Annotated in this window: 8 protein-coding genes and 1 pseudogene; 5 read left to right on the top strand and 4 right to left on the bottom strand. The window is 39.9% G+C overall.

Annotated features, from left to right (window positions below; translation table 11 throughout):
- Window positions 1–28: 28 nt before the first annotated feature.
- Genes G576_RS0108690 through G576_RS0108680 form a run of 3 tightly spaced genes read right to left on the bottom strand, consistent with a single transcriptional unit; the run spans window position 29 to window position 5,651 of the window.
- Window positions 29–580 (bottom strand): hypothetical protein, encoded by a 552-nt coding sequence (locus G576_RS0108690; RefSeq protein ID WP_014636289.1) that lies wholly within the window; start codon window positions 578–580, stop codon window positions 29–31.
- A complete protein-coding gene (locus G576_RS0108685) occupies window positions 564–755 on the bottom strand; it encodes a calcium-binding protein (RefSeq protein WP_027974269.1) in 192 nt (63 codons plus the stop codon). Before G576_RS0108685 ends, G576_RS0108690 begins: the two co-directional genes overlap by 17 nt.
- Window positions 756–5,651 (bottom strand): SspB-related isopeptide-forming adhesin, encoded by a 4,896-nt coding sequence (locus G576_RS0108680; protein ID WP_027974268.1) that lies wholly within the window; start codon window positions 5,649–5,651, stop codon window positions 756–758.
- Window positions 5,652–5,820: 169 nt separating this feature from the next.
- On the opposite strand from G576_RS0108680, the gene G576_RS0108675 reads away from it, so the two are divergent.
- Window positions 5,821–6,411 (top strand): type IV toxin-antitoxin system AbiEi family antitoxin domain-containing protein, encoded by a 591-nt coding sequence (locus tag G576_RS0108675; protein WP_027974267.1) that lies wholly within the window; start codon window positions 5,821–5,823, stop codon window positions 6,409–6,411.
- Complete coding sequence (locus tag G576_RS0108670; RefSeq protein WP_001030299.1) at window positions 6,408–7,253, top strand: nucleotidyl transferase AbiEii/AbiGii toxin family protein; 846 nt, start codon at window positions 6,408–6,410, stop codon at window positions 7,251–7,253. Before G576_RS0108675 ends, G576_RS0108670 begins: the two co-directional genes overlap by 4 nt.
- Before the next feature lie 60 nt (window positions 7,254–7,313).
- Here the strand turns inward: G576_RS0108670 and G576_RS0108665 are convergent.
- Window positions 7,314–9,845: pseudogene (locus G576_RS0108665) on the bottom strand (phage tail tip lysozyme); the annotation flags it as partial.
- A gap of 138 nt (window positions 9,846–9,983) precedes the next feature.
- Here G576_RS0108665 and G576_RS12630 point away from each other — a divergent pair.
- The 3 genes from G576_RS12630 (at window position 9,984) to aph(3')-IIIa (ending at window position 12,023) form a co-directional block, all read left to right on the top strand.
- A complete protein-coding gene (locus G576_RS12630; protein ID WP_037618826.1) occupies window positions 9,984–10,067 on the top strand; it encodes a 23S rRNA methyltransferase attenuator leader peptide ErmL in 84 nt (27 codons plus the stop codon).
- Between the two features lie 124 nt (window positions 10,068–10,191).
- The gene (erm(B), locus tag G576_RS0108655; RefSeq protein WP_001038795.1) at window positions 10,192–10,929 is read left to right on the top strand and encodes a 23S rRNA (adenine(2058)-N(6))-methyltransferase Erm(B); all 738 of its coding nucleotides are present in this window, start codon (window positions 10,192–10,194) and stop codon (window positions 10,927–10,929) included.
- 299 nt (window positions 10,930–11,228) lie between these two features.
- Window positions 11,229–12,023: an aminoglycoside O-phosphotransferase APH(3')-IIIa gene (gene aph(3')-IIIa / locus G576_RS0108645; RefSeq protein ID WP_001096887.1), complete on the top strand. Its 795-nt coding sequence runs from the start codon at window positions 11,229–11,231 to the stop codon at window positions 12,021–12,023.
- The last annotated feature ends 652 nt before the right edge of the window (window positions 12,024–12,675 follow it).

Genomic DNA, 12,675 nt, shown 5'->3' with positions numbered 1-12,675 from the left:
GGCTGAGAGTTTTTCTCAGCCCTTTGCGTTAATCTAGGACCAAGGCTCGTTGGTCTCTTTCTTGTGGAATACCTTCCATTACAGTTGCCACATAGTGTTGTAAGAAATGACTTTTCTGGTCTAGTAAATCTTTTTGCAAGGCAAGGTGAACCAAATCTCCAAAATAATCCTGACTGGAAATAGCCAAGTCCTGTTGAATCATGGCCTGTAAGGTTTCAAGGCTAAGTGGTGAATAATCGTCACTATCCAAAACCTCATACTGTTCCAAGGTGTCTGAAAGACTATTTGAGGACATTAAATCCATAATAAAACTAGAGCCTTCACCTGTTCGGTACAACTTTTCCAGAATGTCAGTCATATCTGCCTGCACTTCATCCTGATAACTATCAACTTTAACTCGTAGCTCATCACTAATCAAGGATAGGTCATCCTCATCCATATAATCTTGATAAACCTGATTGAGGATTGTTCTATCAGAAATACTTAATTCCAAAGAGAGAAAGGCTTTGATAAACTCTTGGTAATCGACCTTCTCCATTTCAGACAAAGCCTCTTTCATGGTGTCAAAGTTCCAAGCCATCACACAACTCCTTTTGTGGGACTAGTGGTGAATGTCCAGATTGTAGCTCCTCTAAATCAGCTCGACCATCACCATCTGTGTCAACAGACTGCGGATCGGTTCCGAAAGCCAGTTCCTGAGCATCTGTCAAACCATCTTGGTCTGAATCCTTTTCATAAATAGTTTTTGGATTCATCTACTTCTCCTCCTTTTTCTTCAGTCCATAAGCCGTACCAAGTAGAATACCAGCTCCAATCAAGCCCAAAAGGGATTCCTGTTTCCCTGTATTTGGCAAAACGCTAGCTGGAACAGGCGGTTCAATAGTCTCAATTGGTGGTTGAGGTGGTGTGGGTTGATTTGGACTTGGTTCTTCAGGTTGAGGTGTATGTGTTACAACTGTATTTGAGCTGATGACATAGCCATTAACTGTATGAAGGTAGGTATTCTCCACCTGACCAGTCGCAATCCGTTTCATCTGCAGGTAAACATCTGCCTGAAAGGCTGAATCATCAGAGATAGTCTCTAAGAAGGATTTATCAAATGAAATTGACACGAGGCCATTTTCTGTATCCACCTGTTGCAAGGTATATTTCGTAACCTCCGTTCCTTCTTTTAAGACAGAATCGTCTTTGAGGATGACATCCGTCATCAGATAGCTGCGATAAACACCATTATACTCATCATGCTTTTCATCATAGTTATCTTCAAAACCATATTCAAATAAATCAGTCGCACGATTGCTTGGAATCATCGCTCCAACCAAGCGATAGTTAAAGGTTTGATGCAAGGCCACTTCTTTCCCGTCAAGGCTCTCATCCTTATGAGACAAGTCAATCACCACATCTTTTTGTGGGTCTAGTTTGGGAACATTATTGACCACTGTTTCCGTGACATAGGCCAAGCCAAAATCAATCTGATAGGCTGTATTTTCATACTGACCACCTGTTTTGGTCAACTCATTTTTTACCGTCATCGGAAGCGTGACAACTAAGGTTTGACCAGTCTTCACATAGGTATCATAATAGGCTTTTGGATCATCGCTACTAAGAACTTGAATGGCTCCTTTAGGTGTAAACTGACGTTTAGCCATGGCATCTTGGACGACTTTCGGAGCTTCTGACAAACTAGCGTAGGTGCTGACGGAGATACCAGATACACGATTGCCATCCTTATCCAAAACTTGAATGCCATCAGGAATTAGGGTAAGGGCTTCTTCTGGGTAATCGTCTACCATGTAAAATCCCTTGGCAAGAACATCATCCGTCACGACCATGTCCTTGTATTGACTGTAATCCAAGACAATTTTGTAATAATTGACCGTATTCGGAAGAACAGTCTTTCCATCAATTGAAATACCTTCTTGGTTGGTATTAGACTTATGTGGAGTTACTTTAGGGACAAAATTGGTCACCGTGTTGGTTTCATAGGCTTGCCCAAAGTCCACCTGATAAGCCACGTTTTCATAAGACTTCCCTGAATTAAGCATGGTTTCCAAAACCGTCATCGGAGTGACAATGGTAATATTCTCCCCCTTGGTCACATAAGATTCAAAAAAGGCTTGTGGGTCCTCAGGCATGAAAACTTGAAAAGCTCCTTTAGGCTGAATTTTTTGTTTCGAAAGGGCTGCTTGTAGCATTTTAGGAGCTTCTGATAATTGAGAATAAGCCTTCACCGTGATTCCTGAAACTGTTTTGCCATCAGATGTGATAAACTGAATAGCTGCTTCATCCGGCAATAAAGCTTCTTCTGGATAATCATCCACAAAGTAAAAACCTTGTGCAATCTGAGAGTTGTCTGCTTTAATCCCTCGGTATTGGTCCAAATCCCATGAGAGAGTATAGTGATTTTGAGTTCCCACTAGCATGGGCTTCCCATTGATGTCTACTTTGTCTTTATTGAGGTTTTGTTTCTTGGGTTCTGGAGAAACAAGGGTGTTGGTCACTTCCTTGGTTTCATAGCCATTACCGAAATCCACTTGGTAGGCCTTGTTTGTATAGGTCTTTGTCTGACCGTAGAGACTATCTTTAACCGTCATTTTGGTCAGTAAAGCTAAAGAAGTTCCTGTTTGAACATACTGGTCATAAAAGGCTTGGTTGTCATCCGGCAAAAAGATTTGAAAGGCACCTGTTGGTGTAATCTTAGCACGAGCCAATTTATCTTGAAGGTCTTTAGGGGCTTCATATAGGGAAGCATAGTTTTTAACCGTAATTCCTGATACTTTCTGACCGTCAAGGGTTGTAACAGCCGTGCCATTTTCCACCACATCAAGCACTTCCTCTGGGTAATCGTCCACAAAGAAGAAGCCTCGTGCAATTGTCTCTTTAGCAGAACGATCTCCCTTATACTGGTCCAAATCCCAAATCAATCGGTAGTGGTTGGTTGTGCCAAGGGCTACGACCGTGTCATTAATGAGGACACCATCCGCATTTTCATTGTTTTTATCTGGTGTAATGAGTGTGGTTGTCTCCCCATCACCTGGTGTACGAACCGTTACAACATTTGAAGTGACTGTGTAAGCATTGGTGGTACCCTTGTTCAAAAGGAGTTTGTAACTATTGGAATAGGTTGCCCCATCATTTTGAACAGAACCATAGAGTTTTGGAGCGGTCAGTTGATAAACCTTGGTTAAATCTTTATTTACCTCCTGCAACAAGTTTTCCTTTGCGGTTAAGGTCACAAAATTCTTAGTCTCATCAAAGCTAAGGACATAGTTTCCATTCTCTTTTTGTGTTGTTTCCTTATCAAATAGGTAACCAGCAGGCAAGTAGTCCTCAAAAATGAGACTAGTCGTTTGGGCACGATTGGGCGATAAGGCATCAACTGTTAAGGGATAAATCACCGTTGAATCTTTTGCGACAGTTTTCTCATGAAGATTAGCTTGGTCACTATTGACCACTTCTTTTATAATCTCTGGCGTTGTCGTCAAACGGTACGCATGATAATGGACAGTTGGTACTTGTGGTGGCGTTGGAAGTTCTTTTGGAATAGGTTTGACAGGTAAGGTTACCTTGGTCAAGGTCAGACTAGGCTGCACAACTTCATCCAAAGGCTTTGGTGTGAAGGTTACAGGCTTTTCTGGTGTAAATGTTTTAGGAGTAAAGACATCTGGTGTTACCGTAATAGGTTCTGGAATGGGTTCAAGTTCCACCGTTACATGAGGTTTGGGACTATACGGTGTTACTGTACGTGCCACTGGTAGGGTATTTAAGGCGAACCAGTATGACAAGCCAACATTCTGTGGCATATCACCTTGCCCAAAGGTGACTGTGTAGGTATTGCCTGTTGTGACCGTTGAGACAATAGCTCCTTTATAAGCATAACGACTTGATGTGGTATCCCATTCCTCAGCTAAATTCAAATCACTTGCACGGTTGGAACCCAAAGAACGTGCTAGACCTTCATTAGTCACTTGAACGGTTGAACCATTAATCGGCACAAATTTCCCAGAAGTATCTTTGACATATTCTAGACCAATGTCATTATGATTGAGGGAAGAATGCGTGAAGACTCCTGGTTTTTCTTTGGAGAAGGTGACTTGTGAACCGTCTTCCAAGAAATACTTAGCAACTACACGAAACTCCATCTTGTCTGTTCGCCAGTCACCGTTTCCGTCATTTCGATAGGCAATAAAGCCCTCTGTGGGATCGTTTGGTACAACCAATTTCACGGCATTGGTTCCAGCAGGTGATACAAGGTTGGTAATATCGTAAGTCACTCGACTAATCTTTTTACCATCAAACCGTGCATTTTGAAGATTTTGATAGTTAAAACTAAGGGTCTCACCTGTTTTGAAGCTGTCATAGACAAAGAATCCTGTGGAATCCAAAATTCTTGAGTAGCCACCCAGCATAGCATCGCCAGTTGAAATAATCTGATCAGGATTTCGGGTAATGGCCCCATGTTGTGCTTGGGGTTCACCGTTATTGAGATTGAGGGCTTGAGCAAGGGCTTCAGAAATAAAACCTTCTTCACCTTTTGAAATCTCGGCCAAGTCACGTTGATAGCGTTCCAATTCTTTGGCATTATAGGCATCAATCGCTTCATTCTCTTTTCTGGCTGCGGCTTCTTTTTCTTGATTACGTTTTGTAATAGCTTCAATCTCGGCTGCACGATCTGAAACTAATTGTTGTTTCTCCTGATTAGCTTGATCTACTGCGGCTTGACCTGCACGGTTTTCAGCATCAACAGCTGCTTGACCTGCCTGATTACGCCTTTCAATGGCTTCATTATCTGCCTTTGCCTTAGCAAGTCCAGCTTCATTTTCTTTTTGAATGGCCTGATTTTTCGCAACAATATCATCTGCCTTGGTTTTCTTTGTTAGATAATCCGCTACAGCTTGTTCGTTAGTTGATTGAATAGTTTCAACAGCCTTGCCATAGTTTGTATAGTCCAGTACAGATGTTCCGTTTCCTGATGAGACTACTTGTTCTTTTACTGTCACATCAGCATCTGCATACCGAGTTTTTAGGTCTTTGACTTTGGTATCAACCCAAGTATTTGTCTCTTTACCAGTTTGGTTGGCCCCTTCGTAGGCCTGTGACAGCTCCTTATTTTCCTGTTCGATGCGAGCTTTTTCATCCACATAAGCTGCTTTGTCAGCTTTGTAGGTTTCAGTAACTTCGTTGATAGCCTCAACTTGATTTTGGGCATCTGCTTCTGCTTTTGAAATTTGTTGGTTAGTTTCTGCCGCAGAAGTTGTATTTCCTAAATCCATTTGGCTATCTTCAACCGTAGAAACACCTTCAGCCTTTGCCTCTTCAACTGCTTGTGTTACCGTATCATGTGGTACGGTAACAGCAATCGCTCCATTAGATTGTCCAGTTAACGCTAAAATTTCAGTTTGTTCAGATACAGGTTTTGGCTGTGCTTCTGGTAAATTTGTGGCTGGATTCTCCGTTCGTTGGATGTTGGTGTCAACTGATGATGTGACTTCATCAGCATGTGCAACCGTTCCTCCCCAAGCAACAACAGCCGTCACCATGGTTCCAAGGGCAACGGAACATAGAGTGCGATATTTTTTACTCTTGCGAAAGACGTGTTTCTCGCCTTTTTCCTGATTGACAAGAAAGTGATGATTACATGTTTTGGTCATAAATAGTCCTTCTTTTCTTTTTTATGTAGCAACAAATTGTCACTCTTTCCTCATCATAAAAAAGAAGGCTTGATTTTGTTATCACAATAAAATGAGGGAAAAGAAAATGTTGCTTTTATACCACAAATATTGTAAAATTGTAGTGTAAAAGCAACAAGTGGGAGGCCGTATGTCAAAAAAAGAGATTCTACTCGATTTTATAGAAAAGAACAATGGAATTGTCACAAACAAAGATTGTAAAGCACTAGGTATTCCAACAATATATCTGACAAGACTAGAGAAAGAAGGCATTATCTTCCGAGTTGAAAAAGGTATTTTCCTAACCCAAAACGGAGACTATGATGAATACTACTTCTTTCAATATCGTTTTCCTAAGGCTATTTTCTCTTATATTTCGGCACTGTATCTACAACAGTTTACAGATGAAATTCCACAATATTTTGATGTGACAGTTCCTAGAGGCTACCGCTTTAATACTCCTCCAGCTAATCTAAATATTCACTTTGTCTCTAAAGAATACAGCGAGCTGGGAATGACTACTGTACCTACTCCTTTGGGAAACAACGTAAGGGTATATGATTTTGAACGTATTATTTGTGATTTTGTGATTCATCGAGAAAAAATAGATACTGAGCTTTTTGTCAAAACACTTCAACATTACGGAAACTATTCTAAAAAAAATCTTACAAAACTCTATGAATATGCGACAAAAATGAACACCTTGGACAAGGTCAAACAAACTCTGGAGGTCCTAGTATGAATAAAGCTAAGCTAACAGCACTCTGTCATAAAATATCAAAGAATACTGGATTAACCTTTAATTCCGTGATGACCTATTACTTTCTTGAAGTGATTTTGAAAAAATTAAGTCAAAGTTCTTATTCAAATCACTATATCTTCAAAGGAGGATTCCTACTTTCGAATGTCATCGGAGTTGAATCTCGTAGCACTGTTGATATTGACTTTTTATTCCATCAAATAACACTCTCAGAAGAAACTGTTAAACAGCAACTCAAGGAAATTTTAGCAGATTCCGAAGAAGGTATATCTTTTGTGATTCAATCAATCACAGCTATTAAAGAAAGTGATGACTATGGTGGCTATCGAGCAACAATTTCGTGCCAGCTTGAGAATATTAAACAAGTTATCCATTTGGATATTGCGACAGGTGATGTTGTAACTCCTCAGCCGATTACATACGACTATAAAGCTATTTTTGATGAAGACAATTTTCCAATCATTGCTTATACAATTGAAACAATTCTAGCTGAAAAACTTCAAACCATCTATTCACGTAACTTCTTGAACAGTAGAAGCAAAGATTTTTACGATGTTTATATTCTTTCAAAACTGAAGAAAGAAGACATTGACTTCATTCAGTTGAGAAATGCCTGTCAGAGAACATTTTCATATCGCGAAACAGAACTCGATTTTGTAAAGATTATTGAACTACTCGAGAGGTTCAAATCTGACCCTATTCAGAATAAACAATGGCAAAATTATTCAAAAAAATATAGCTATACAAAAGGGATTTCACTTGCAGATGTTCTTGATGAGATGATTCGTCTCATAACAGTTCTCATTTCTATAAATTCTGATTAATCGTGACAAAAAAAACAAAAGATATGCTAACATTTATTCATTTTGTTAGCATATCCTTTTTTATTTCGTCGTATAAGCAAAACTCAAGCTACTATCCACTCCAGATAATTTACGGAAGGTATAGTTTGGATTGCCATTGTAGTTGGTTTCTGAGATAAGGAATGAACCGTCTGGGTAGACTTTCTCCACAAAAGCCACATGTCCGTATTCTGCTGGTGTGCCATGTCCTCCTCCCGCAAAGGATAGAATAGCTCCTGCTTGTGGACTTGTCCCTGTCTCTCCACCAAGACTTGCGGCTGTTCGTACCCAATCTTGGCCATTGCCCATGGTACTGATAATTGGAATCTTCTCACCATTCTTACCTTTGAGTTTTAGACCCAGTTGGTTGATACGGGCTGCGACTCCCCAAGTACATTGGCCGTAGGCATACCCCATACCGTCACCTCCTCCTGGAACAGAGTTTTCAAAAAGGTCTCCTCGTACAGCTTCAAGTGCTTTTGGATCACTTTGTGCTGTCCCACCGTTGGGTTGACTAAAGCCTTTTTCAATTTGGTAATACCACTCACTTGCTCGTGTCTGACGTTCAAGTAGCTTATCACCACTATTTCCTTCCCAGTAAATGAGAAAGAGTTGGGCAAGACTAGCTGGACTACCTGTATTTTTGAAGAAGTCCTTTAACCAATTGGTGTAATAAGGACTATCCCCATGCAACATGAAATCCAGTTGTAAGCCTAAGTCATACCACTTTTGATGTTTTCCTTTGGCATATTCGAGCAATAAGGTATGTCTGCGTGACCCATCTGCGGTATCTGTCCATTGTCCTAAGCCTAAACCACGTTTGAGAATATTTGGGTAACGCCCATTATATATAGTTGGACCATTGAGTGAAAGCCAGCCCTCATCATCCCACGAATCGTCTTTCGCACCAATAGGGGGAGATAGATAGTCGCCCTCGGCACGTTTCGGGTTGATGGAGGATTCTACCGACCAGTTACCTAGAATGGCTGCGATGGCTTGATTGGTCGCACCTTTGCTTTTAAGATAGTCATAAATTGCCTTGGCTCTCTCGAACTCATCGCCGCCAAACTGACCGATAGTTGGAAGAATGGTGGTCTGAACCTGAATCACTTTTGGAAAATAGAAAGCTGGATTGACATAGACCAACTTATCCGTATCATCATCAACTTTTTGATAGGTGACTTTTAGACCCGTTCCATCCTTGGTCTCACCAATAATGTCTCCTGTCAAGACTTGTTGATGTTCACTCACTCGGCCTGAATGAATTCCAAACAAGGTTAGTTTAGTCTTATTCACTCCCTTACCAGATGTCAAAACAACGTTCTCTCCATCAAGAGATACCTTGCCATCCATCGGAGCCACAATGACTTGACCTTCTTTTGCTTCTAAGATGATATGGTGATGAAGCGTTGGTTTCTCATCAATGACCTCATACCCATATCGGTAGGTCATGCTTAAGCTATCCTCGTCAGTCTGTCCCTGAAAGGGATTGTCTAATTCTTGAAGGGCTAGATAGTTGCCTCCTTCTGTCAACTCCTTTAACTCTTCCTGGTCCTCATCAGACAGCTTGTAAGCAGGTTCTTTATATAAGTCAGACATGGATTTAATAGAATCTCCACCATTTAAGTCCGTCCACACCTGACTGAGAAATGCTTTGTAGGTCACACCACCTGCTTCCATGAAACCGTCAAGCTTATAGTCTTGGTATTGATGATTCATGTAAACCATAACCTCATCAATTTTGGTGTAATAGGTAATCCCTTTTTCGTTGGTTCTTGTATGCTCCGCATCTTCCCACGTCATGTGGGTATAGCTCTTACTCAATTCTATCTCATCTTGTTGAATGACACTACTACCTGAAACACTCATGAAAAAGCTCATCATCAAAAGGAGTATCAAGAGAATGCCTGAGACAATCCAAGTCAAAGGATTTCCCGCAAGGACAGAAAAGAAAGTCATACTTCCCTTAATGGCTTGGACGATTCCTTTGAAACCTGCGACACTTTGTTTTCTCACATGCTTTAAAAAGGTTTGGTAGCGTCTTCTTGGTTTAAGAGGTTTCTGGCGTGTGAATCCTTTCCCCTTTTTGAAGTTCTGGAATCGTTCCTTTCCATGAGAAAATTTTGTTTTGGTAAACCGCACACCAGTCTGTCCACTTTTTACTGCCACCTTACCTGCTTGAAAGGTAAACCTTCCATAGCGTCTTACTTTCAGGCTAGTATCCTTTAGGGTTCTAAGTCCATCTAAATCATCATCCTGTGATACCAAGTCAAGGGATTCAGATGCAACTAAGCCTAATCCAACTTTGACTTTGGTAGAGTTTTTCTTAGTCTTTTGGACTTTCTTGAGTTGTTTAACCTCACGCTTGGCAGAACTTACGTCTTTTTCTGCACTTAGCCGATCAAATGATTTTTCTTGGTGAAACTGAAAGCGAGACTTCGGGGAAGGATTTTCTTTTTGGAAAGTAAACTTGGGATTAACTGCCTTTTGCTTCTCACTTAGTTTCACTTCTGACAAATGTTTTCTTGCGGTCCGCAAACGCTCTTGAGCTTGAGGAAGTCGATAGTTCTTGATTGTGTTTTTGTTGATTTTGATGAAAAAAATAAAAGAGATAAGAGTGTGTTGATAGTGCATTATCTTAAAATTTTGTATAATAGGAATTGAAGTTAAATTAGATGCTAAAAATTTGTAATTAAGAAGGAGGGATTCGTCATGTTGGTATTCAAAATGAGTAATGTAGATAAAACATCTACTGTTTTGAAACAGACTAAAAACAGTGATTACGCAGATAAATAAATACGTTAGATTAATTCCTACCAGTGACTAATCTTATGACTTTTTAAACAGATAACTAAAATTACAAACAAATCGTTTAACTTCTGTATTTGTTTATAGATGTAATCACTTCAGGAGAGATTACATGAACAAAAATATAAAATATTCTCAAAACTTTTTAACGAGTGAAAAAGTACTCAACCAAATAATAAAACAATTGAATTTAAAAGAAACCGATACCGTTTACGAAATTGGAACAGGTAAAGGGCATTTAACGACGAAACTGGCTAAAATAAGTAAACAGGTAACGTCTATTGAATTAGACAGTCATCTATTCAACTTATCGTCAGAAAAATTAAAACTGAATACTCGTGTCACTTTAATTCACCAAGATATTCTACAGTTTCAATTTCCTAACAAACAGAGGTATAAAATTGTTGGGAATATTCCTTACCATTTAAGCACACAAATTATTAAAAAAGTGGTTTTTGAAAGCCGTGCGTCTGACATCTATCTGATTGTTGAAGAAGGATTCTACAAGCGTACCTTGGATATTCACCGAACACTAGGGTTGCTCTTGCACACTCAAGTCTCGATTCAGCAATTGCTTAAGCTGCCAGCGGAATGCTTTCATCCTAAACCAAAAGTAAACAGTGTCTTAATAAAACTTACCCGCCATACCACAGATGTTCCAGATAAATATTGGAAGCTATATACGTACTTTGTTTCAAAATGGGTCAATCGAGAATATCGTCAACTGTTTACTAAAAATCAGTTTCATCAAGCAATGAAACACGCCAAAGTAAACAATTTAAGTACCATTACTTATGAGCAAGTATTGTCTATTTTTAATAGTTATCTATTATTTAACGGGAGGAAATAATTCTATGAGTCGCTTTTTTAAATTTGGAAAGTTACACGTTACTAAAGGGAATGGAGATAAATTATTAGATATACTACTGACAGCTTCCAAGAAGCTAAAGAGGTCCCTAGCGCCTACGGGGAATTTGTATCGATAAGGGGTACAAATTCCCACTAAGCGCTCGGGACCCCTTGTAGGAAAATGTCCTAAGTGTGGCAACAATATTGTATTAAAAAAATCGTTGAATTGGAGTTCGTCTTGTTATAATTAGCTTCTTGGGGTATCTTTAAATACTGTAGAAAAGAGGAAGGAAATAATAAATGGCTAAAATGAGAATATCACCGGAATTGAAAAAACTGATCGAAAAATACCGCTGCGTAAAAGATACGGAAGGAATGTCTCCTGCTAAGGTATATAAGCTGGTGGGAGAAAATGAAAACCTATATTTAAAAATGACGGACAGCCGGTATAAAGGGACCACCTATGATGTGGAACGGGAAAAGGACATGATGCTATGGCTGGAAGGAAAGCTGCCTGTTCCAAAGGTCCTGCACTTTGAACGGCATGATGGCTGGAGCAATCTGCTCATGAGTGAGGCCGATGGCGTCCTTTGCTCGGAAGAGTATGAAGATGAACAAAGCCCTGAAAAGATTATCGAGCTGTATGCGGAGTGCATCAGGCTCTTTCACTCCATCGACATATCGGATTGTCCCTATACGAATAGCTTAGACAGCCGCTTAGCCGAATTGGATTACTTACTGAATAACGATCTGGCCGATGTGGATTGCGAAAACTGGGAAGAAGACACTCCATTTAAAGATCCGCGCGAGCTGTATGATTTTTTAAAGACGGAAAAGCCCGAAGAGGAACTTGTCTTTTCCCACGGCGACCTGGGAGACAGCAACATCTTTGTGAAAGATGGCAAAGTAAGTGGCTTTATTGATCTTGGGAGAAGCGGCAGGGCGGACAAGTGGTATGACATTGCCTTCTGCGTCCGGTCGATCAGGGAGGATATCGGGGAAGAACAGTATGTCGAGCTATTTTTTGACTTACTGGGGATCAAGCCTGATTGGGAGAAAATAAAATATTATATTTTACTGGATGAATTGTTTTAGTACCTAGATTTAGATGTCTAAAAAGCTTTAACTACAAGCTTTTTAGACATCTAATCTTTTCTGAAGTACATCCGCAACTGTCCATACTCTGATGTTTTATATCTTTTCTAAAAGTTCGCTAGATAGAGTTCTATATTAGAGATGTAAAGAGTTTTGGTGAAGAGGTTTGTGAGTATGGCTTTTATAACCAGGGTGCAATGAGAAGCACTAACAGCAGCTAGCTTAAGAACGCATAGGATATACTTTTTATGGAAGTCACAGAGGAGGAATAAAATTTGAACAGGATTAACAGAGTAACCTCTATTCTTATTCAGCTGCAATCAAAAACATACTAAGATTAGTAGTGAAGAAATCTCCGACGGGAGAGAGTAGTCACTACTTTTTCTTTATGTTAAAGTAGAGGTGTCTTGTTAAGTCGAGAACTCTTTTGACGCTAGACGTCGCATCAAAAACTGGCAAGACACCTGTTTTAGAAAGAATGTTATCAAAGTATGTGGGACGCCAGACGTCGAGTATTGAAAATGACATCACTAAAACAAGGAATCATTCAAGACAAAGAGGTAATATCATGCGTGCAGTTTTTGGGATTGATGTGAGTAAGGCAAGTTCAGAAGTGGCCATTCTAGTCAATGGTGAGAAAGTTCATGGCTAT

It is taken from the genome of Streptococcus porci DSM 23759 (assembly GCF_000423765.1).
GTDB classification, from domain to species: Bacteria; Bacillota; Bacilli; order Lactobacillales; family Streptococcaceae; genus Streptococcus; species Streptococcus porci.
The sequence above is the reverse complement of the archived record's forward strand: the minus strand, read 5'-3'. Positions and strand labels throughout refer to the sequence as shown.